Annotated in this window: 20 protein-coding genes; 6 read left to right on the forward strand and 14 right to left on the reverse strand. The window is 62.4% G+C overall.

Annotated elements, in window-relative coordinates; all coding sequences use genetic code 11:
* Positions 1–172 precede the first annotated feature (172 nt).
* The 4 genes from tetH (at position 173) to JJB74_RS10185 (ending at position 3,721) form a co-directional block, all read left to right on the forward strand.
* Positions 173–958, forward strand: a complete 786-nt coding sequence (gene tetH, locus JJB74_RS10170; protein WP_200591736.1) for a thiosulfate dehydrogenase — start codon at positions 173–175, stop codon at positions 956–958.
* A 71-nt stretch (positions 959–1,029) separates the two neighbouring features.
* Positions 1,030–1,992 (forward strand): substrate-binding domain-containing protein, encoded by a 963-nt coding sequence (locus JJB74_RS10175; RefSeq protein WP_407672306.1) that lies wholly within the window; start codon positions 1,030–1,032, stop codon positions 1,990–1,992.
* 77 nt (positions 1,993–2,069) lie between these two features.
* Complete coding sequence (locus JJB74_RS10180) at positions 2,070–2,780, forward strand: c-type cytochrome (RefSeq protein ID WP_200591738.1); 711 nt, start codon at positions 2,070–2,072, stop codon at positions 2,778–2,780.
* Positions 2,777–3,721 carry a c-type cytochrome gene (locus tag JJB74_RS10185; RefSeq protein ID WP_200591739.1) on the forward strand — a complete coding sequence of 315 codons (945 nt, stop codon included), beginning with the start codon at positions 2,777–2,779 and terminating at the stop codon, positions 3,719–3,721. Before JJB74_RS10180 ends, JJB74_RS10185 begins: the two co-directional genes overlap by 4 nt.
* Before the next feature lie 98 nt (positions 3,722–3,819).
* Here JJB74_RS10185 and JJB74_RS10190 read toward each other — a convergent pair whose 3' ends face one another.
* Genes JJB74_RS10190 through JJB74_RS10205 form a run of 4 tightly spaced genes read right to left on the reverse strand, consistent with a single transcriptional unit; the run spans position 3,820 to position 5,844 of the window.
* The gene (locus JJB74_RS10190) at positions 3,820–4,617 is read right to left on the reverse strand and encodes a sulfite exporter TauE/SafE family protein (protein ID WP_200591740.1); all 798 of its coding nucleotides are present in this window, start codon (positions 4,615–4,617) and stop codon (positions 3,820–3,822) included.
* Positions 4,618–4,641: 24 nt separating this feature from the next.
* Positions 4,642–5,079 (reverse strand): YeeE/YedE family protein, encoded by a 438-nt coding sequence (locus JJB74_RS10195; RefSeq protein ID WP_200591741.1) that lies wholly within the window; start codon positions 5,077–5,079, stop codon positions 4,642–4,644.
* A gap of 10 nt (positions 5,080–5,089) precedes the next feature.
* On the reverse strand, positions 5,090–5,521 hold the full coding sequence (locus JJB74_RS10200; protein ID WP_200591742.1) for a YeeE/YedE family protein: 432 nt from the start codon (positions 5,519–5,521) through the stop codon (positions 5,090–5,092).
* Positions 5,518–5,844: an ArsR/SmtB family transcription factor gene (locus tag JJB74_RS10205; protein ID WP_200591743.1), complete on the reverse strand. Its 327-nt coding sequence runs from the start codon at positions 5,842–5,844 to the stop codon at positions 5,518–5,520. Before JJB74_RS10205 ends, JJB74_RS10200 begins: the two co-directional genes overlap by 4 nt.
* Positions 5,845–5,980: 136 nt before the next feature.
* On the opposite strand from JJB74_RS10205, the gene JJB74_RS10210 reads away from it, so the two are divergent.
* Positions 5,981–6,730: an MBL fold metallo-hydrolase gene (locus JJB74_RS10210; protein WP_200591744.1), complete on the forward strand. Its 750-nt coding sequence runs from the start codon at positions 5,981–5,983 to the stop codon at positions 6,728–6,730.
* 149 nt (positions 6,731–6,879) lie between these two features.
* Here the strand turns inward: JJB74_RS10210 and JJB74_RS10215 are convergent, their stop codons facing one another.
* From JJB74_RS10215 to JJB74_RS10235, 5 genes are all read right to left on the reverse strand, one after another.
* Complete coding sequence (locus tag JJB74_RS10215) at positions 6,880–7,197, reverse strand: non-heme iron oxygenase ferredoxin subunit (protein WP_200591745.1); 318 nt, start codon at positions 7,195–7,197, stop codon at positions 6,880–6,882.
* Between the two features lie 7 nt (positions 7,198–7,204).
* Positions 7,205–7,690, reverse strand: coding sequence for an aromatic-ring-hydroxylating dioxygenase subunit beta (locus JJB74_RS10220; protein ID WP_200591746.1), 486 nt, complete (start codon positions 7,688–7,690; stop codon positions 7,205–7,207).
* Positions 7,687–8,958, reverse strand: coding sequence for an aromatic ring-hydroxylating dioxygenase subunit alpha (locus JJB74_RS10225; RefSeq protein WP_200591747.1), 1,272 nt, complete (start codon positions 8,956–8,958; stop codon positions 7,687–7,689). Before JJB74_RS10225 ends, JJB74_RS10220 begins: the two co-directional genes overlap by 4 nt.
* 131 nt (positions 8,959–9,089) lie before the next feature.
* Positions 9,090–9,629, reverse strand: a complete 540-nt coding sequence (locus JJB74_RS10230) for a cupin domain-containing protein (protein ID WP_200591748.1) — start codon at positions 9,627–9,629, stop codon at positions 9,090–9,092.
* 20 nt (positions 9,630–9,649) lie between these two features.
* Complete coding sequence (locus tag JJB74_RS10235) at positions 9,650–10,636, reverse strand: 2Fe-2S iron-sulfur cluster-binding protein (RefSeq protein WP_200591749.1); 987 nt, start codon at positions 10,634–10,636, stop codon at positions 9,650–9,652.
* A 126-nt stretch (positions 10,637–10,762) separates the two neighbouring features.
* On the opposite strand from JJB74_RS10235, the gene JJB74_RS10240 reads away from it, so the two are divergent.
* A complete protein-coding gene (locus JJB74_RS10240; protein ID WP_200591750.1) occupies positions 10,763–11,665 on the forward strand; it encodes a LysR family transcriptional regulator in 903 nt (300 codons plus the stop codon).
* A 43-nt stretch (positions 11,666–11,708) separates the two neighbouring features.
* On the opposite strand, the gene JJB74_RS10245 is transcribed toward JJB74_RS10240, so the two are convergent.
* The 5 genes from JJB74_RS10245 to JJB74_RS10265 form a co-directional block, all read right to left on the reverse strand.
* The gene (locus JJB74_RS10245; RefSeq protein WP_200591751.1) at positions 11,709–14,435 is read right to left on the reverse strand and encodes a PAS domain-containing hybrid sensor histidine kinase/response regulator; all 2,727 of its coding nucleotides are present in this window, start codon (positions 14,433–14,435) and stop codon (positions 11,709–11,711) included.
* Between the two features lie 121 nt (positions 14,436–14,556).
* Positions 14,557–16,632, reverse strand: coding sequence for a TonB-dependent receptor (locus JJB74_RS10250; RefSeq protein ID WP_234484082.1), 2,076 nt, complete (start codon positions 16,630–16,632; stop codon positions 14,557–14,559).
* 123 nt (positions 16,633–16,755) lie between these two features.
* A complete protein-coding gene (locus JJB74_RS10255; RefSeq protein WP_200591753.1) occupies positions 16,756–17,898 on the reverse strand; it encodes a HupE/UreJ family protein in 1,143 nt (380 codons plus the stop codon).
* Positions 17,895–19,073 carry a tetratricopeptide repeat protein gene (locus JJB74_RS10260; RefSeq protein ID WP_200591754.1) on the reverse strand — a complete coding sequence of 393 codons (1,179 nt, stop codon included), beginning with the start codon at positions 19,071–19,073 and terminating at the stop codon, positions 17,895–17,897. The genes JJB74_RS10255 and JJB74_RS10260 overlap by 4 nt, the downstream gene beginning before the upstream one ends.
* Positions 19,074–19,155: 82 nt before the next feature.
* Positions 19,156–19,401 carry a hypothetical protein gene (locus tag JJB74_RS10265; RefSeq protein WP_200591755.1) on the reverse strand — a complete coding sequence of 82 codons (246 nt, stop codon included), beginning with the start codon at positions 19,399–19,401 and terminating at the stop codon, positions 19,156–19,158.
* Positions 19,402–19,405: the final 4 nt, after the last annotated feature.

The raw sequence follows: 19,405 nt of genomic DNA on the forward strand, positions 1-19,405 counted from the left end.
TTGTGCATCCATATAATATACAAAGTTATATTATATTTTGTGCCGATGCGAGCCTGCACTGTCTTGATCGGAATTGCTCTACGGACAGGCATCGGCGTTTTGGCTTGTTGGAAGCGGGGAAACGCGGCTGCAGGCGTCGCTTCATTCACGGGAAAGTCTCACAGGAGGTGCCATGGTCGGGAGAAACACGCGCAGGACGGCTTTGAAATCGATGGGAGTGGCGGTGGGCGCTGCGCTGGCAGCCGGCACCGCCGCCGCGGCGCCAGGTGCTGCCGCATCCCTGCTGCCCGAAGGCGCGGCGACGCTCGGCAACTTGAAGGAACGGCTTGCCAAGGCACCGCGCCGCAGGGACTTCAAGACGGTGCCGATGATCCTCAACAGCCGCGACCAATGGGACCATGAAGCCCTGAGCGAACTGATCGCCTACCGCGGCGCGCCGCGCCAGGTCTGGGACAACACTGATCTCGGCGGTCCATGGCTTAACCTGATGCGCAATTCGCTCAATGCGCAGGTCTGGTCATTCCGGCACCCGGATTTCCTGGTGGTGTCGGCCACCCATGGGCTCGCGCATCTCGCCCTGTTCGACCAGGCCACGTGGGACAAGTATCAACTCGCGAAGATGGCCGGCGACAAGTTCAAGTCGAACTCGCTGATCGTCGAGCCGCCGGCCGCAGCGATGGATCCCAAGGACTATGAACGCAGCGACGGCGTCTTTTCGCCGCATGACAACAGCATCGTGACGCTGCAGCGACGCGGCGTAGTGTTCCTCTCCTGTCATAACGCGATATGGGAGACGGCGGAAAAGCTGCTCGCTGCCAGCATGAACCCGGACAAGCTTTCGCATGAGGCATTGGCGGCTGAGCTGACGAATCATCTGATTCCCGGTGTCGTCCTCACCCCCGGAGCGGTCGGCACCCTGCCCGAACTGCAGCAGGCAGGCTTTCATTACGCAAAGTGAGCGGCATCATGCGAGCGCATCGACATCTCTCCCTTAGCCGTAAATTCCAGCGCGCCAGTCTGACACTGTGCATGCTCTGCCTGGCACTGAGCGCCAGCGCGCAGGCGGAGCCGATGACGTCGAGCGGGGAGACGAACTTTCCGCCATGGCAGCATGGCGAAAACAACGATGCCCTGCAGCGGGGACTGGAGTTCACCGTGCCGCAAGTCGATGTGCTGGCGGACTTTCATGGCGACCTGTCTTCTCCACCGAAGCTGGTGCTGTATGTCGGCGGAAACTATTTCTTCGCGATGGCTCCGCTGGTCAAGGCCTTCGAGATGCGGCATCCGGATTACCAAGGCAGGATTTTCTGGGAAACGATCCCGCCCGGCCTGCTTGCGAAGCAGATGCGCGCCGGCGGCAAGATCACCGTAGGCAACATGACCTGGACGGTGCAGGCGGATGCCTATTTCGGCGGGCTGAACAAGGTCAGAGAACTGATCGCCGAGGGATTGCTGCAAGGGCCGGCCGTGCCCTATGTGACCAATCAGCTTGCCATCATGGTCCCGAAAGGCAATCCCGGCCGCATCGAAAGTCTGCAGGATCTGGGCAGGCCGGATGTCCGTCTCGTGATGCCGAACCCGGAATTCGAGGGCGTGGCACGCCAGATCAAGGCTACCCTGCGCAAGGCTGGCGGCGACGAGCTTGCCGACGCGGTGTACCAGGCGAAGGTGAAGAGCGGCGCGACGGTGTTGACGCAGGTCCATCATCGGCAGACACCGCTGTTTCTGATGCAGGGACGCGGCGACGCCGGCATCACCTGGAAATCGGAAGCCCTCTTTCAGGAGCAGATCGGAAATCCGATTTCTCACATCGATATTCCCGAGCACCTCAACACGACAGCGACCTATGCCGGCGCGATGGCCAAGGGAGCGGCGCATCCGCAGGCTGCGCGTCAATGGCTGGAGTTCATTCGCTCCGACGAAGCATTTGGCATCTTCAGGCAGTACGGGTTCATGCGCTACAAGGAGGCGGGCGAAAAGCCTGCGCAGTGAAGACTGTGGCAGGACTCGTGCCATGGCAAAAGGAGACCAGCAATGTCAGGAAGAGTACTGGCGTCGCGGCGGGCTGTATGAATCGCTTGAGAACGTCCTATCCCAGGCTGTGCCTGGCCGCCATGCCATTCTGGCTTGCGCTCTGGCCTGTCGTTTCGCATGCGCAAGGCGATTTGCCCGGCCCGGAGATTGCCGCGAAGGGAACGCCTAGTGGCGCGGCTGCCTGTGCAAGCTGCCACGGGGCCAAGGGCGAAGGCAATGCCGCCGCGAACTTTCCTCGCCTGGCCGGCCTGCCAGCAACCTACATTGCTGCGCAGCTGCAGAACTTTGCCGAAGGCACTCGCCAGAATCCGGTCATGGCGCCGCAGGCGAAAGCCTTGAGCGCAAGGGAACGTAACGCGGTGGCCGCGTATTACGCCTCGTTGCCCGCTGCGGGCGGCATGCCTCTCAACAAGCCTGATGCGACGACGAAGGATGTCGGGCAATGGTTGGCCACGCGTGGACGCTGGGACCAGGATCTGCCCGCCTGCGTGCAATGCCACGGCCCCGCAGGCGCAGGCGTGGGCACTGCCTTTCCGCCGATTGCCGGGCAGTCGGCAGGCTACATCGCGTCCCAGCTTCACGCGTTCAAGGACGGCACCCGACCAGGCGGACCGCTGAATCTGATGGGCGTGGTAGCCAAGCGCATGTCGGACGCCGATATGGCGGCGGTCGCCGACTACTTTGCCGCGGCCAAACCTGTGGCTCAATCCGAAGCCGCCACATCGTCGGCAAGGGAAAAGAAATGAAGACGACGCTATCTGCATGCCTGCTGGGCGCGCCCGCAGTGCTGGCCTTCACCGCCGGCTCCGTCCATTGCGCCGAAACGCCGGGTCATGCCCAGCCGGCGAGTAAGGCTGCAGAACCGGCGCCTTCGAAACCCGCCTCGGGAGGAAAGCCGGCCGCCTTCACGCCCCCGTCCGCCGACAGCATCCCGAATGACGAGTTCGGGAAGATGGTGAAACAGGGTGAGCAGATCTTCGTCAATACTCAGCAGAACGCGCGCCAGTATGTCGGCAACAGCCTGAACTGCGCAAACTGCCATCTCGATGCCGGCCGCAAGGCCGATGCCAGTCCGATGTGGGCGGCATACATTTCCTACCCGGCTTACCGCAGCAAGAACAAGCACGTCAACACCTTCGCCGAGCGGCTGCAGGGATGCTTCCGCTTCAGCATGAACGGCAAGGCGCCGCCACTCGGCGATACGACGCTCGTAGCGCTGGAGAGCTATGCCTACTGGATGGCCACCGGCGCGCCGGTGGGGACGAAGCTGGCAGGCCGCGGCTATCCGGCGGTGCCGAAGCCGCCGCTACCTGCAGACTATGCACGCGGCGAGAAGGTATATGCACAGCACTGCGCGCTCTGCCATGGCGCGGATGGGCAAGGGCAGGCAAGCGGCAGCGCCACCGTGTTTCCGCCGCTGTGGGGTCCGAAATCCTTCAACTGGGGCGCAGGCATGCACGACATCAAGAACGCCGCCGGCTTCATCAAGGCCAACATGCCGCTCGGGATGGGCGGCACGCTGACGGACCAGGAAGCCTGGGACGTTGCCACCTTCATGGATAGCCATGAGCGGCCGCAGGATCCCCGCTTCACCGGGTCGGTGCAGGAGACCCGCAAGAAGTATCACGACGATCCCACATCGATGTACGGAATGACCGTGAACGGCCATGTGCTCGGCTCGAAATAGCAGACGAACATTTCACTCAAGGAGCGCAGGCTCGGCTTCGCAATCGAGCTCAAGCATTTCCAGATCCTTCAGCAGTTGCCGATCGGCTCTTGCAGCAATCACATGATTACCTTGGCGATCATGCCGAGCGCAACCAGCGAGGACACCAGCGCAAACCCCTTTTGCAGATGCGGGGCCGCCAGACGAGCGGAAACGATGCGTCCGCCCACCATTCCGGCCAGCGCGCCGGCGGAGAACGGAAGTGCGACCGGCCAGTTCAGGCTTCCCGCGATGGCGCTGGACGCAACGCCCGTGGCCGATACCAACGCGATCACGGCCAGCGAGGTCGCCACCGTCGATTTGATATCCAGGTCGGTATAGCGTTGAAGCGCGGGAACCATCACGAAACCACCGCCGACGCCGAGCAGGCCGGACAGCAGGCCGGCAACGCCGCCCGACAGCGCCAAAGCGCGGGCGCAGCGCGAAGTCCAGATGAACCTTCCGTCGCCAGCGCTGCGGATGCAGAGCGGCACGCTTGCGCGGCTTTCCGCTTTGCCCGCGGCGCGACCGGTCTTTCGCCAGGTGCGCAAGCCGACATACAGCAGCACCAGCGCAAACGCCAGGCTGAGCCAGCGGTTGTCGATACGGTGAGCCAGCCAGAGCCCCACCGGGGACAGGATCATGCCGGCCACCGAGATCACCATGGATGCCCGGTAGCGCACCGTGCCGCTGCGCAGGCCTAGCACAGCGCCCAGCGCGGCCGCCATCCCGACCGCAAGCAGGCCGACCGGCCCGGCCTGCGCCACGCTCTGGCCGGCGCCGAACACGAGCGCGGGAACGGCGAGAATGCCGCCACCCGCGCCAGTAAGCGCGAGGATGACCCCAATCGCCAGACCCAGTCCAAGGTTCGTCAACATGAATTCATCCTGCCGGGGCCGCCATCAGGCAGGCTTGCTCACGCGAGGGCGGGACCTGCTCTGCAGCAGTTCGAAGACAGCCATGCCGGCCAGCATCGCTACCACGAACAGCAGCGGCTTGATGCCGCCCGACAGCAGCGAGGTCAGCGCCGGGCCGGGGCAGTAGCCGGCCAGCCCCCAGCCTGCGCCGAACGCCAGGCTGCCGAGCACCAGGCGGCGATCGATGTCGGTCGCCGCGGGCAATCGCATCGGACCACCGAGCAGCGCGCTCGTCCTGCCCTTCGCCAGCCGGAACGGCACGAAGGCCGCGACGATGGCGCCGCCCATCACCAGCGCCAGCGAAGGATCCCAGTTGCCGGCCACATCCAGAAAGCCGATGACCTTGGCCGGGTTGGTCATACCGGAAAGGATCAGGCCAAGGCCGAAGACCAGGCCCACGATCAATGCTATGAAGATCTGCATGGTGCGCTCCTCAGGCAAGCAAGTGCCGAACGATGAACACGGTGACGAAGCCCGCCGCCATGAAGCAGGCTGTCGCCACCAGGGAACGCGGCGACAGCCGCGAGATGCCGCATACGCCGTGACCGCTGGTGCAGCCCGCGCCATAGCGGGTGCCGATGCCGACCAGCAGTCCTGCCGTGATCAGCGTGGCGGCATCGGCGTCAACCGTCACCTGCGGCAAGGGCACCAGCAGCCGGTACAGCAGCGGCGCGATGATCAGGCCTCCCAGAAAGGCCGCGCGCCACAACACGTCATGTTTCACCGGATGCAGCAGCCCGCCGAGGATGCCGCTGATGCCGGCGATGCGGCCATTCAACAGAATGAATAGCGCCGCCGAGATGCCGATCAGAATGCCGCCCGCCAGCGACGTCCACGGCGTGAAATGCGTCCAGTCCATGTTCATGATTTCTTGACCCTTCCCGTCTTGCAGTAAAGCTCGTACAACACTGTCATCACCGCCATCGCTTCCTTGCTGGCGATGCTGTAGTAGATCTGCTTGCCCTCGCGCCGGGTGTTGACCATCTGTTCATCGCGCAGCACCGTGAGCTGCTGCGACAGCGTCGGCTGCCTGATGCCGGTCATTTCCTCGAGCTCGCTGACGCAGAACTCACCTTGCGTCATCTGGCAGAGCAACAGCAGCCGGTCCGGATTGGCAAGCACTCTCAGCAGGCCGCAGGCATCGCCGGCCGACTTGCGCAGCTGCTCGATATCAATCGCTTCCTTCATTTTCACTACTCCCTTTGTTCTTCGTCATGTTCTCTGGTCTGCCAAGCCATAACTATCTGCTTGATATTATATGTTCTCATATATCGTATTTCCAGAGAATGTTTCGGGTTTTTTGAACGGCATCGAGGAGATGAGGATGATATTCCGCCAGCTGTTCGAGCCGGTCTCGAGCACCTATACCTATCTGCTTGGCTGCGAAGAGTCCGGCCAGGCCCTGCTGATCGACCCGGTCATCACCGCGATGGACAGATATCTTGCAGAGCTGGGCAAGCTCGGCCTGCAACTTGCGTACACCGTGGACACGCATATCCATGCTGACCACATCACCGCTGCGCTGGAACTGAAGAAACGTGCGGGAAGCCGTATCGCCGCGCCCGCCTTCGATCATCTGCCCTGCACGGACATAGGCATCGAGGAAGGAAAACCGTTGCAGATCGGCAGCCTGACCATCATCGCCTTGCATACGCCGGGCCACACCGACGGCCATTTTTCCTATGTGCTGGGGGACCGGGTCTTCACGGGCGATGCGTTGCTGATCGATGGCTGCGGCCGCACCGACTTTCAGAACGGCGATGCAGATGCGCTGTACCGCAGCGTGCATGAAAAGCTGTTCACCCTGCCGGACGACATGCTGGTGTACCCGGCGCATGACTATCAACAGCGGCATGTGTCATCGATCGCGCAGGAGAAGGCGCGCAATCCGCGCCTTGGCGGCGGGCGCAGTCTGGAGGAATTTCGCGACATCATGGACAAGCTGAACCTGCCCTACCCGGCCTTCATCGACCACGCCGTGCCAGGAAACCGCCAATGCGGCGTGTGTCCGGCCGACCTTCCCGAGAAGCTGGAAAAGTATTGCCGGCAAATGACAGCAAGCCTGCAGGGTTAGCCGGCGCTGCCTGCAGGCAGGGCGATCGGCACGCGCAACGATTCTTCAACGCCCTGTCAGGTCGGCCGCGGTCTTGCGCTACCTTGTCTGGCTCGGGGTGCCTGACTTCGTGAATCGCTGGCATTCGAGAAGATCGTGCTGACGAAGCGCTATGCACCCAGATCGACGAACACCCTGCCGCCTTCGATCTTCACCGGGTAGCTGCGCACCGGCTCCGTAACCGGCTCGCAGGTCGGCCTGCCATCGCGGATGTCGAATTTGCCCTGGTGCAGCGGGCACTCGATCTCAAAGCCGTCAAGGAAGCCGTCGCACAGCCGGGCATGGCCATGCGTGCAGATGTTGGCGGTTGCATAGACCTGGCCCTCGACGCTGTACAGCGCGATATCCCTGCCATCGGCTTCCACGCCTGTCACGTCTTCCTCGGGCACGTCCTGCAACGCGCTGACATCAATCCAGTTGTTTGCCATGTCTGCCTCAAATCGGGTAAATCAGGGAATTCGGAATCATCTCGGTGTCGTAGATGCATAGCCGCGACTCGAGACGCATGCCTTCGGGCGTGATGCGCACCCGGTCGAGATAGCGGCCGACATTGAATACCGTGGTTTCCTGGCTCAGCTTGGTGCGGAACACCGAGTAGTTCGCCTCGGATTCGATCAGGTCGCCCTCATGCTTCAGGATGCGCGGCAAGCCGACGACATGCCGCTGGTAATACGGGTCGTGGAACAGCGTCTCGCGTATGCCGTAGGCGCGATCCCTCAGCATGCCCTTGCTGAGCAGGGCCAGCGTAGCCAGCGGGAAGCCACGTTCATAGTTTTCACGCGGCTGCACCTTGTACTCGCATTGCTCGGTGAAGAACGCAGCCCACCGGTCCCAGTCCTGCTCATCCACCGCTGCCGCATAGTCGGCGTACAACTGCGTAAGCTCCAGATAGGTTTGAAACTCCGTCCTGGTTCCACTCATGATCCCGCCTCCATCACCTTGCGCCAGTAGTCATACATGCCACGAATCAGCGTCTCGGTCACCATGTGGTCGGTGTTCTCCGCACCGTAGCCGCCAAGCTCCGCCAGCGCGCGATGGAAAGGCTTCTGCTCGAAGCCGGCTTGCGACAGCTCGATCACTTCGCCGTCGTCCGCCGACACGAAGCCGGCCGGGCCGAACAGGTTGGCCTGTATCAGGCGGCGCTGCGTCATCTCGGCGGTATCGTCTTCGAAACCGAAATGCGTCCAGACAAAGTCGAAGGAACCGTGGCCGTCGGGCTGGATATGCCGCGTCGATACGCTGTTGACCTGCTGCTGAAAGATCACGCTGGGGAAGATGGTCATCATCACCGCGGTCGGGCCATGCCACCAGTCTTCCTGCACGATGTCGAGCAGCCGCTTGTCATTGATCTCCATCGTTTCCTTGAAGCTGGAGAAACCCGATGTCACCTCCGCCTTCGCGCCGCCGCTGCCGCGGGTCGAGATCATCGCCGCATGCCGGTGATGATCGTCCATCACCAGCTGCGACTTGTTGTCCGCGCGCCAGAGGCCGTAGGTGATGAACCAGGTATGCAGCAGGCCCGGATGGTAAGGATCCTTGATGTTCTCCTGCATCAGCTTCCAGTTGCCCGGGATGCGCTGGCGGTTGTAGCCGAGGATGGTCAGCTTGCGGCCGTTGAACAGGCGGTCGAAGTAATGCAGGATCTGCGGCCCGAGATAGTCCTCGAGCGACTCGACCGCATGGTCGAAGGACGCGAACACCACGCCACCGCGCGTGGCCACCTTCAACTTGGTCAGACCATGCTCCTCGGTCTTGAACTCCTTCGGCATGCCGCCGTTGACGCGACCATCCTGCTTCACACCGCGCCGGAACGGCACGCCCTGCAAATCGCCGTTGAGCTTGTAGTTCCACTGGTGATACGGGCAGACGAACTCCTTGCGGTTGCCATGGCGCTCGCGGCAGAACTGCATGCCGCGGTGTGCGCAGACGTTTTCCACCACATGCACTTCGCCATCATTGGCCCTGACCATGATCACCGAGCGTTCGCCGATCACGGTGCGCTTGAAGTCGCCGGGATTCGGAATCTCGGCTTCCAGGCCGACATAGCACCAGTGGCCGTGATAGAACAGCCGCTCGAGCTCACGCTTGTGAATCGCGTCGTCGGTATAGACCGAGAACGGAATCCGGCTGCTGCTTTCTTTCGATTCCCATTCCGGACGGATGGGAAATACGACAGGGGGTGTGCTCATTGTTGTCTCCTCTGTTTTGCGCCGTAGGACAGCGGCTGCGCGGCCACTTCAGCCGGCTACGCGCACGACGATTTCGCCGATGGGCATTGGCTGTACTTGTACTGCGTATTCCATGGTGCTCTCCTTGTCGGTCATTGTATTTTTTCTTCGCGCCACAGCCCAATCGCCTGCTGCATCGGCCGGTCCGAGAAGCTGAACAGCATCGTTCTGGACTTCGCATGCAGCCGCAGCGCATGCCACGACGGCGCCACGAACACATCATTCGGACCGAACGCATGGGTCTGGCCATCGATTTCGGCGCTGCCCTCGCCTTCCAGGCAGACGTACACGGTGCCGTCGGTGCAGCGATACGGCGCGCTGACAAAGCCGGCCGGCAACAACTGGGCGAAGGCGCCGATCGTGGGCATCGGCGAGGCGCCGGTGGCCGGATTCACATAGCGCAGCTTGTGGCCGAAATGCGGGTCGGGGTCGGTGCGGGCTATACCCTCGAGCGCCTCTTTGGTCTGTGCAAACGGATAGACGAATACCTTCGTGGGTCCGGCGCTCGACTGATGAAAGTCCACCGGCACCATATTGCGGCCATAGCGCGCCAGCGCATCGCCTTCCGGGCGCAACGCCTGTTGCGACGCCTGCGGCGCATGCACAAGTCTCGCGGCTGTCTGCATATCCATGATTTTCTCCATTGAAGGTATCAGGCCACGTTCGTGTAAAAGGCATCGGCATGCACGTGTTCCATTGCGATTCCCCTTTGCCTCGCCATCAGGGATGCCGCATCCACCATCGGGGGCGCGCCGCAGAAATACGCGCGCCAGCCGGCCAGCGAGCTGAAATCCCGCGCAACTGCATCGGTCACCAGGCCACTGCGCAGACCGGGCCTGTCATTGCCGGATGCGACCACGATGTGCACATGCAGATTGCCATGGGCTTCGGCCAATTGCGCCAGGCGGTCAGCGCAGTAGATGTCGCGTGGACTGCGTACGCCGAAGTACAGATGGATATCGTTCCTCATGCCGGCCTCGAGCGCGCCGCGCACGATGGACAGCGCTGGCGCCAAGCCGGTGCCGCCGGCCACGCACAGCATCGGTCCCTGGTGTTTCCTGCGCAGATAGGCAGTGCCCAGCGGGCCACTGACGCGGACCGTATCGCCAATGTTCAATTCCTGCGCGATGTACCGGCTGACCCGTCCGTCCGCAAGGATACGCACATGGAATTCGAGGTCGCCATCACTGGAGAGTCCCGCCATCGAATAAGGACGAATGTGCTGCGGCGTGAACTGCAGCATCGCGTACTGGCCCGGCGAAAACGCCAGCGACTTCGCGGACTTCAAGCGCAGACGCACGATGTCATGCGTCATCGCATCGATCGCCGCCACCGTGGCCTTGAGGATGCGCGCCGGGTGCGTGACGATTTCGTCCGGCTCCGGGATCTCGATGGTGCAATCCTCGGTCAGCACGCTGGTGCAGGCAAGCACGTAGCCGTCGTCGGCGGGATGGGTGATTTTGGCTTCGCGTCCGGTGTCAGCGACTTCGCCCTTCAGCAGCTTGCAGCGGCAGGTGCCGCATCGTCCTGCAGTGCAGCTGTAGGAAATCGGAATGCCGTTTTCGCGCAGCGCCGCCAGCAGATTCGCGCCGTGCGGGGCGCGGATGACTCTGTCGAGCGGCTGGATCGTCACGTCCATACTCTGTCTCCAAGAATGCGTCTTATTGCTTGTTATTGCTTGTATGAGCAAATTATAGAAAGGCACTTAAAATAAAAATAGAAAATCCCATGAATTCGAAACATAGATTTGGTGAATAACCTGGCCATGGATCTCAAGGACATCGACCTCAATCTGCTTGTCGTCTTTCAACAGCTGTACATGGAAAGGCGGGTGTCCGTCGTTGCCGAAAAGCTGGGATTGACACAGCCCGCGGTCAGCAATGCCTTGAGCCGCTTGCGCAAGATGATGGACGACGAACTGTTCCTGCGCACCGGTCGCGGCATGGAGCCGACACCCTATGCCAGTCAGTTGGCCGAGCCGATCGCTTATGCGCTGGCCACGATTCGGGAAACGCTGGAGCGCCGGGTCGAGTTCGACCCGGCCCACAGCACGCGCCGGTTCACCATCGCAATGACCGATCTCGGTGTAATTCACCTGCTTCCCCGGCTGATGAGCACGCTCGCGTTGATGGCGCCCGGGGTTACGATCAGCACGGTACGCAATACGGCATCCGACCTCGGCGAAGACATGGAGGCGGGCCGTGTCGACTTCGCCATCGGCCTTCTGCCGCAATTGAAGTCAGGCTTCTTCCAGCGTCGCCTGTTCAAGCAGCGCTATGTCTGCATGTTCCGCAGCGGCCATGCGCTTGACAGGAAGAAGATCACCGTAAAGGACTTCGAGAGCGCGCAGCATGCCGTCGTCATTGCCGGAGGCACCGGGCACGCGATGTTGGATCAGACCATCGAGCGTCGCGGTATCACGCGCAAGGTGATGCTGACCGTTCCACACTTCGTCGCGCTCGGCCATATCCTGGCGAGCACCGACATGATCGCCTCGGTGCCGGAACGCTATGCGCGCGAGAGCATGCAGCCGTTCGGGCTGAAATACCTGCCGCATCCGGTTCCGCTGCCTGAATTCGGCGTGAGCCTGTTCTGGCATGCGAAGTTCAACAGGGAGCCAGGCAGCTTATGGCTAAGGAAGGCGGTGCTCGATCTGTTTTCGGATTGAGCTGTTGGCGCGCAGCGATGAACATCAGAAGCCGCGCAACCGGTCAACTTTTCCGCGCGCGCAATGTTTGCGCCACTTCCGCAAGCAGGCTCTCGATCAGGGGCAGAGGCGCCGGCTTGACCAGGTGATGATCGAAACCGGCATCGGCTGTCTTCCTGCGGTCACCATCGGCGCCCCAGCCTGTCAGCGCCGCCACCGGGACCGTCCGGCCTATCGGCCCCTGCCGGATCTTCCTCAGGACGGCGTAACCGTCCATATCGGGCAAGCCGATGTCGAGGAATACGATATCGGGCTTAAAACCTTCCACCGCATCGATGCCCTGGCGGCCCGTGTGCGCAAGAGATACCTCATGGCCGCCGATCTGTATGAGCTCCGCAAGCGTTTGCGCCGCATCGACGTTGTCATCGATCAGGAGCACCCGCAGGCCGGCGCCATCCGCCTTTGCCTTGCCCGTCGGACTGCGCGCATCGAGCGCCGAATCTCTTCTGCTGTCGAGCAGCGGCAGACGTACCGTAAAGCTGCTGCCCTGCCCGCTGCCCGGACTCGATACCGAAACATCGCCCCCATGCAGTTGCACCAGGCTCTGGACCAGAGACAAGCCGATACCAAGCCCGCCGTGGGAAAAGCCCATGTTGTCCTTCACCTGCGCGAACATGTCGAAGATGCTCCCCTGCGCTTCTACGGGAATACCGATGCCGCTATCGGTGACCCGCAGAATCGCGTCGTTGCCTTCCCGACGCATGCTCAAATCGATTTGCCCGCCATCCGGCGTGTATTTCGCCGCGTTGTTCAGCAGATTGCCCAGGACCTGGGCAATCCGGGTGGCATCCGCTTCCAGCGGGAAGGCCTCTTCCGGAACGTCGACATTCAATTCATGCTGCTTGTTCTGGATCGATGGAAGATTTGCCTCGATCGCCGTTGCCACGATCTCCTTCAGGTCCACTTCGCGTTTCTTCAACTCGACCTTGCCGCTGCTGATGCGCGCGATGTCGAGCAGGTCGTTCACCAGGTGAATCATGTGCGTGACCTGGCGCTCCATCATGTCGCGCACGCGCGCGACCGTATCCGCGTTATTGCCTGCCAGCCGGATCAGTTGCAGGCCATTGCGGATCGGCGCCAATGGATTGCGCAGTTCATGCGCCAGCGTTGCGAGGAACTCCGTTTTGCGCTGGTCGGTTTCGGCAAGACTGAACGCAAGCCGCCGCAGATCGTCCTCGGTCTCCCTGCGGTTGGTAATGTCGGTGAAGAGCACGGCGACATGCTCGCTGCCCTGCCCCCCGACCCGTACCGCATGTATGTCGAACCAGCGGTTCAGCATGTCGACATGATCCTGGATCCTTACGGGCTGCCCGGTCTTGGCGACATCCGCATAGAGCCTGATCCAGCGCCGGTCGAGATCGGGGAAGATTTCCAGTATCGTCTTGCCCGGTGTGGCTTCGTATCCGGCCTGCGTGCGGAATGCCGAGTTACTCTCCTTGAATCGATAGTCGATGGGCTCACCTTGCGCGTCACGCAGGATCTCGAAGATGCAAAATCCTTCGTCGATGGATTCGAACAGCGCGCGGTATCGATCTTCGCTGGCGTGCAGCTTGTCCTCGATTTCCTTTTGCAACGTGACATCAAGAACGACACCGGGCAATTGCATCGGCAGCCCTTCGGCATCGTATTCGACGCGGCCACGGGCAACGATCCAGTGGAACTTGCCGTCGCGGGCACGCACCCGGTACGTCTCCTGGTAAAACGTCCCGTCCTGCAGCGCCTTCAGAATGCTGGACGACACGCGATCCACATCGTCCGGATGAATCGCGCCCATGAAGCTTTCCAGCGGCGTCTCGTGGGCTTCTTCCTCGGGAAGCGAGAACAGATACGCGATGTTGCGATCGCCATAGACGAGGTTTTTCCTGATATCCCAGGTCCAGGTGGCAACCTCACCGGCGTTCAGCGTTGCTGCCAGACGCAGCTGCGCGTCATGCAAAGCCTGTTCCGTCGATTTCCGATCCGTGATGTCCAGAACCGTGCCGAGCAAATACATCGCTGAGCCATCTTCCGCACGATGTGCATGGCCGAACATGTCTACCCATCGCACTTCCCCGTCTGCACGCCGGATGCGGCCATGGAAGGTCAGTCGCTCGCCCTGCTCGCAGGCTGCCTGAATTGCGCGCTGGAATCGGTCGCGGTCTTCCGGAACGATCGCTTCCCTGACGATCTGCTCTTCGGTGCGATCCATGCTGCCTGCAGCCAGGCCGAAAATAGCGCGGGCCCGGCCATTCTGGAAAGTGAACAGGTGGAGATGCGGCGTATATCGCCACAAGCCCAGTTCCGCGGCTTCCGTGGCGAGGCCGATCCGTTCCTTTTCCTCGCTGAGAGCAAGCTCGGCATTGTGCAGATCGGTCATGTCGCGTGACACCGCGACCAGATGCATCGTCTTGCCGCTCTCGTCCCCGACCGGATGGATGTTCACGTCCCACCATTTCGGCGAGCCCTTCAGGGTCGGGCGAAACGCGCGGCAGTGCGCTGTCTTCCCTCCGAGCGCCGCATGGAGCGCCGCGCGCACGGTTGGCTGGCTCTCCACCGGCCAGAACCCCATCCACGGCGCATTGCGGATCTGCTCGACGCTTTCGACTTCCATTGCGTGAAGGCCGGAGCCGTTCATCCGGGCGATATTGCCTTGGAGGTCGATGATCTCGATGCAGTCCGAGCTGCCTTCGAAAAACCAATCGGGAAGATCCCGTGCAGGGCCAGGCGCCGGGCCGATGTCGTCGTGGAGCATGGATTCGGAAACGGCCGGGCTTCGGGTGCAAGGTGAAGACGCCGTTTGCTTGCGGGAGTCGGAAAGGCGCGATTATCCGGTATTTCGTTGTTCTTCACCGATTGCCAGGAGCGCAGCATGCTCACATGCGAACCACCATGCCCAGGCGCAGGCTGCGCGGTTCTGCAGGATGCGTGTGGATATCCGTCACGGCGCTCTGCTCCGAGCGCAGGCGCGACGCATAGTAATAGTCGATATCGCTCGCATCGCTTCCAAGCAGGTTCAATACTTCCGCGGTCAGTTTCACGGTCCGGGTCAGTGCATAGCCGACTTTCGCGTTGACCAGCGTCGAAGGAGAGGAGCGCACGGCATTGTCTTCGGTTAATGCGCGGCCACCGAAGTAGCGTACGCGCAGACCGCCGGACCATCTGCCGCTTTCGCCTCCAATGCCGATGGACGCAGTGCGCTCCAGAGCACCCGGTATGTACTGGCCTGCGGAGTCATTATTCGCGAACCGGGCATGCGACCAGGCGAGACTGGCGTCCACGATCCAGCCCGCATGGGTCGCATAGCGGCTTGCCACTTCAATGCCCTGGCGATGACTCGGCCGGCTTGCTTCCGTCGTGCCGGCGTCTCCTGAGAAGACAAGCTCCGACGCAAGGTCGAGCCGCCATATCGACAGCGAGGTGTCGAGCCCGGGAATCAGCCCGGCATGGCGCACCCCGAGTTCCGTGCCGAGCGCCTTGACCAACGGGGTCGCGGGCTGGATGGGATCGCCATGACTGTCGATGCCTGCGCCGGTGCGCGGGTCCACGGTCCCTGTCACGCCGCGCGCATCGTTGCTGTGGAAACCGCGACCCCAGTTCAGGTAAAGCTCGGTGTCCGGCCGCGCGGCGAAAACTGCCGAGAACTTCGGGCTGGTGATGGAGGAATTCACGCGTCCCGAATTCGCCGGAATCGCGCTTGCGACATCGAACTGATACGTATCGGTGCGCACGCCCGCGATGGTGCGCAAGCGCGGAGTCCACTGTGTCGTGTTTGTGAGAAAGAAGCCCATCGAGCGTTCGGTGACATGGTCTTCGCGTATGGTCGCCAGCCTGCGGCGATCCACCGTTGCATAGAGCGCCACCGGCGACAACTTGTCTTGCCGCGTCTGCAGTCCGATGGTCGTTTCCATGTCGAGCCCCGCAAGGCGATGCTGCCAGGTGCGCTGCGTGTCGACACCGGCGACGACACGCCGTTCCGACTGGCTGAACTGATCGCCATTGACCGGATCATCCAGTGCGTAAGTGAAGTTGCTGAACAACTCGAACCGCGACTGGACCAGATAGGCATTGACCTTCAGCGCGCCGTCCCGGTAGCGCCTTTCCCACTGTGTCGAAACGCTGAAGCGCGCGGTATTGCCGCCATCGCTCGGGTCGATGGCGCCGTAGCGGCCGACGAGTCCGGCCTGCAGCGCGCGCAAGGGCACCTGGTCGGTCGCATTCCACGAGGACTGCGATGCCATTGCTACCGTCCGCACGCTGTCCATGCCTGAGCGAACGCTGTAGCTGAGCACGCCGTTGAAACGCCTGAAACGCTCGGGGTTGTCCCAGGGGCCATCCTGGCCGGTGGCGTCGATGGCATACAGCAGGCTGCCGCTGCCGATTGCGGCAGAGTTCGCAAGCAGCGTGCGCTTGTAGCCGTGTTGCCCTGCCTCGATCTTCAGCAATCCACGGTCCAGGGAGGGCACATAGTCTATGGCTGCCGAACCCACCGCCGCGAAGTCGCCCACGTCGGCATAGTAGGGACCCTTGCGGTAGCGGATCGTGCCGATCAGTTCGGGAATGACGAAGCCCAGGTCGGTATAACCCTGCCCGTGTGCATGGGTGGGCATGTTGACCGGCATGCCGAGCACGGTGGTGCGGAAATCCGTGCCGTGATCCAGGTTGAAGCCGCGCGCGAAATACTGGTTCGCCTTGCCATCGCCGGAATGCTGCGTGACGATGACGCCCGGCACCGCTTCCAGCAGTTCGCCGGTGCGTGACAGCGGCCGGTTTTCCAAATCCTTCGCGGTGACGGCGCCCTCGGTGGCCGATTCCGCGATACCGATTTCCTGGGCAGCGCTTGCTTCGACGACGACGGTGGCAAGCGTCTGTTCTGCGGCCGATGCGCCGCCTGCGTGAAGCGCCAGCACAGCGGCCACGGTCAATGCAGCGAGCGTTGAAGCCGGCGTCAAACGGCGTTTCTGCTTCCGGTACGGGGCACGGTATCGTAGAGGCGTCATGTGATCGGCCGTATCTTCCAAAGCCTGTTGTGTCTGAAAACCCGGCTTCTCTTCCCTTACGTGTTTGCAAGGCGCCTATGCCGAAATCAGGCGCAGATCAAACGCCCGTTCCACCAGCCACACCGATGCAAGCAATACGATCAGCGCTGAACCGCCGACGAAGGCAACGCGCCGGTAAAACCATGACGCGCGCAGCAGATAAGCCACCGGCAGGAAGATGGCGACGATCGCCATCTGCCCGACCTCGACGCCGGCATTGAAACCGAAGAGCGCCAATGCCAGCACGCTTTGCGGCAGGCGCAAGTCCATCAGCACGCTGGCAAAGCCGAATCCGTGAATCAGGCCGAAAGCGAACGCGGCGATCCAGCGCCGGCCGCGCACCATCGGATACAGGTTGTTCAGCGCGGCGACGATGACGGAAAGCGCAATCGCGGATTCCACCCAGCGCGAGGGCAGCGACACCACGCCTAGCGTGGCAAGGGTCAGCGTGATCGAATGGGCCACGGTGAAAGCCGTGACGATCTTCAACACGTCGGCAAACGAGGTCCGGAATCCCGCCGCCGGACGCCACTTTCCATCCTTCCGTTGCAGCACCGCGGGCAAAAGGAGAGAAATGAGAAAGAGAATGTGATCGAAGCCGACCCAGATATGCCAGACGCCGTCGCGCACATAGGCAAGGAATTCGCGCAGCCTGCCCTCACTTGCCACGGAAAATTCCTGGGTCGCGCGCTCCGGGCTGAAGATGCCGGTTGTGGAATGGCCGCCGCTGACGATGTTGACCAGGCCATGATGCTGCGGGTCGATGTCGAAGAACAGGGCATACGCGATTCCGAGCCGCGTCACCCGACCGCCGCAGCGCGCGCTGAAGCGCAGCACCTCATAGGCGCCATCGGTATGCGTATCGATCTGATGCTGCACTACCCGGCTGGCGCAGGGCTTGCCGTCTGCCGTCAGGCTGAGCCGCGAAAGCGCATACGCGGCGATTTCCGCATGCTTGCTGCGCACCTCATCCCAGGTGAGCGCGCCATTGCCGTCGGCATCCAGACCAATGGCGAAGTCGAGGTCGCGCAGCGCGATATCCCATTGCCCGGCAATCGTTTCGCCATCGATCTCGAGGGTGAGATAACTGTCGCTCGGCTTGTGCGCGTGCGCAGGCACGGCTGAAAACACGCACAGCAGCAGCGCGAGCAGGCACTGGATCAATCGCGGGCATCTCATGCCTTGCCCCTTGCGACATGGACCATTGCGACCAGTGTCTGGTCTTCGAAATGCGTCCGGTCTATCCAGTCGACCGCAAGCGCCATGGCATGGCTGTCTCCGGCAGCGATGGCAGCTTCCAGCAGAATGCGCAGATCGGCCGGCTCCTTCTGCACGTCCCAGTTCAGTAGCGCGGTGCGCAACGCCTGGCGCGGTTGGCCGAGCAGATGCAGTTCAAAGCGCGCCTGTTCGCGCCGATGCACAACGTCGCCGCGCATCGCGGCCGCCGCGAAGCGCTGTCGCAGCGCTTCGATATCGTCCCGGGCTTGTGGCGCCTGCTGCATGTTCATTGCCAGCGCATGGCGCAGCAGCAGGGCGTCATTGCGCGTGCGCGCTTTTACCAGTGCCGCGGCATCCGCATAGCGCTTGCGGTCCAGCAGGAAATCGGCGTAGGCGCCAAGCAGATAGCCATCCGGCTTGTCGATTGCCATCGCCTCGCGGAAATGCGCTTCCGCTTGCGCGGGTCGGTCCAGCCGTGCCGCCATTTCGCCCAGCAGGGTGGCGACCCAGATACGCACGCCGGGATCGGCATTCGGGTATTGCGCCAGCGTCGCAGACAGGTCGTCATAGCTCGCCTGCGCATGGCCGTCGAGCGCGCCGACGTTGGCCGTGCAGGCGCGCAGCACGATGTCGTACGCGAGGCCATGCAGCCTGCTGCAGGCATTCCTGGCTTCGTCATGCCTGCCGACGACGGCCAGCACGGTGGCGCGTGTGAGCCAGGCCTGGCCATTGTGCGGGTCGGCGGCCAGCACGCTTTCCAGTGCTGCCAGCGATTCGTCAAACCGGTGCACGCTCTGCAGGATGATGGCTTTTTCGAGCAGCACGGCGTTCGGCGGACGAGGCGCATCCCACCACGGTTTCAACGCGGCCTGCGCATAGCCGAGGTAACGCGGATCGCCGTCGGTGCGCGATGCGCTGATGTACATCTGGGCAAGCCGGCTTGCCAGATCGACGTTTTCCGGGTCCTGCTTCAGTCGCGCGCGCATCCTGGCGAAGGCCTGTTGCAGCGGATCGTTCCTGCTGGGCAGGACTTCCAGCACCTTGCTGCCGTTCTCCGGCACATAAGGCGCTGCGCAGGCGACGCTACTGGTGATGGCGGCGATCGCGGCGATCAGCGCAAGCGCGAAACCTTGCATTGCTTCCCCTTCTTTTCTGGTGATCTGTGCCGCGGGGAACAGCGGCGAGACTGCCGCTGTTCCCCGCCTTCGCAGCGCCGGCCTACAAAGGCGCAGGCTCGATATCGTTCGGCGTCGTCACGGCGATATCGTCGATCGCGATCGGCTCGGCGTTGTCCGCACTGGTGCTGATCAGGGCCAGCACGCGCGCAAAGAACGCATCCGATGCGCCCGGGTTGGAAGCCTGGCTGCCGCCGCTGCCATCATCGGAGCCGCCGCCACAGCCGCCTAGGGCAGCTGCGGCCAGCAATAACGCGCCTGCCGCAAGGATTCGCTTATGCATAGTCATGGCA

The organism is Noviherbaspirillum pedocola (assembly GCF_016632335.1).
Classification (GTDB): Bacteria; Pseudomonadota; Gammaproteobacteria; order Burkholderiales; family Burkholderiaceae_D; genus Noviherbaspirillum_A; species Noviherbaspirillum_A pedocola.

Bases quoted from the DNA above. Each gene is read 5' to 3' on its own strand.
- tetH (WP_200591736.1), top strand. From the start codon at position 173: ATGGTCGGGAGAAACACGCGCAGGACGGCTTTGAAATCGATGGGAGTG.
- JJB74_RS10175 (WP_407672306.1), top strand. From the start codon at position 1,030: ATGCTCTGCCTGGCACTGAGCGCCAGCGCGCAGGCGGAGCCGATGACG.
- JJB74_RS10180 (WP_200591738.1), top strand. From the start codon at position 2,070: ATGAATCGCTTGAGAACGTCCTATCCCAGGCTGTGCCTGGCCGCCATG.
- JJB74_RS10185 (WP_200591739.1), top strand. From the start codon at position 2,777: ATGAAGACGACGCTATCTGCATGCCTGCTGGGCGCGCCCGCAGTGCTG.
- JJB74_RS10190 (WP_200591740.1), bottom strand. From the start codon at position 4,617: ATGTTGACGAACCTTGGACTGGGTCTGGCGATTGGGGTCATCCTCGCG.
- JJB74_RS10195 (WP_200591741.1), bottom strand. From the start codon at position 5,079: ATGCAGATCTTCATAGCATTGATCGTGGGCCTGGTCTTCGGCCTTGGC.
- JJB74_RS10200 (WP_200591742.1), bottom strand. From the start codon at position 5,521: ATGAACATGGACTGGACGCATTTCACGCCGTGGACGTCGCTGGCGGGC.
- JJB74_RS10205 (WP_200591743.1), bottom strand. From the start codon at position 5,844: ATGAAGGAAGCGATTGATATCGAGCAGCTGCGCAAGTCGGCCGGCGAT.
- JJB74_RS10210 (WP_200591744.1), top strand. From the start codon at position 5,981: ATGATATTCCGCCAGCTGTTCGAGCCGGTCTCGAGCACCTATACCTAT.
- JJB74_RS10215 (WP_200591745.1), bottom strand. From the start codon at position 7,197: ATGGCAAACAACTGGATTGATGTCAGCGCGTTGCAGGACGTGCCCGAG.
- JJB74_RS10220 (WP_200591746.1), bottom strand. From the start codon at position 7,690: ATGAGTGGAACCAGGACGGAGTTTCAAACCTATCTGGAGCTTACGCAG.
- JJB74_RS10225 (WP_200591747.1), bottom strand. From the start codon at position 8,958: ATGAGCACACCCCCTGTCGTATTTCCCATCCGTCCGGAATGGGAATCG.
- JJB74_RS10230 (WP_200591748.1), bottom strand. From the start codon at position 9,629: ATGGATATGCAGACAGCCGCGAGACTTGTGCATGCGCCGCAGGCGTCG.
- JJB74_RS10235 (WP_200591749.1), bottom strand. From the start codon at position 10,636: ATGGACGTGACGATCCAGCCGCTCGACAGAGTCATCCGCGCCCCGCAC.
- JJB74_RS10240 (WP_200591750.1), top strand. From the start codon at position 10,763: ATGGATCTCAAGGACATCGACCTCAATCTGCTTGTCGTCTTTCAACAG.
- JJB74_RS10245 (WP_200591751.1), bottom strand. From the start codon at position 14,435: ATGCTCCACGACGACATCGGCCCGGCGCCTGGCCCTGCACGGGATCTT.
- JJB74_RS10255 (WP_200591753.1), bottom strand. From the start codon at position 17,898: ATGAGATGCCCGCGATTGATCCAGTGCCTGCTCGCGCTGCTGCTGTGC.
- JJB74_RS10260 (WP_200591754.1), bottom strand. From the start codon at position 19,073: ATGCAAGGTTTCGCGCTTGCGCTGATCGCCGCGATCGCCGCCATCACC.
- JJB74_RS10265 (WP_200591755.1), bottom strand. From the start codon at position 19,401: ATGACTATGCATAAGCGAATCCTTGCGGCAGGCGCGTTATTGCTGGCC.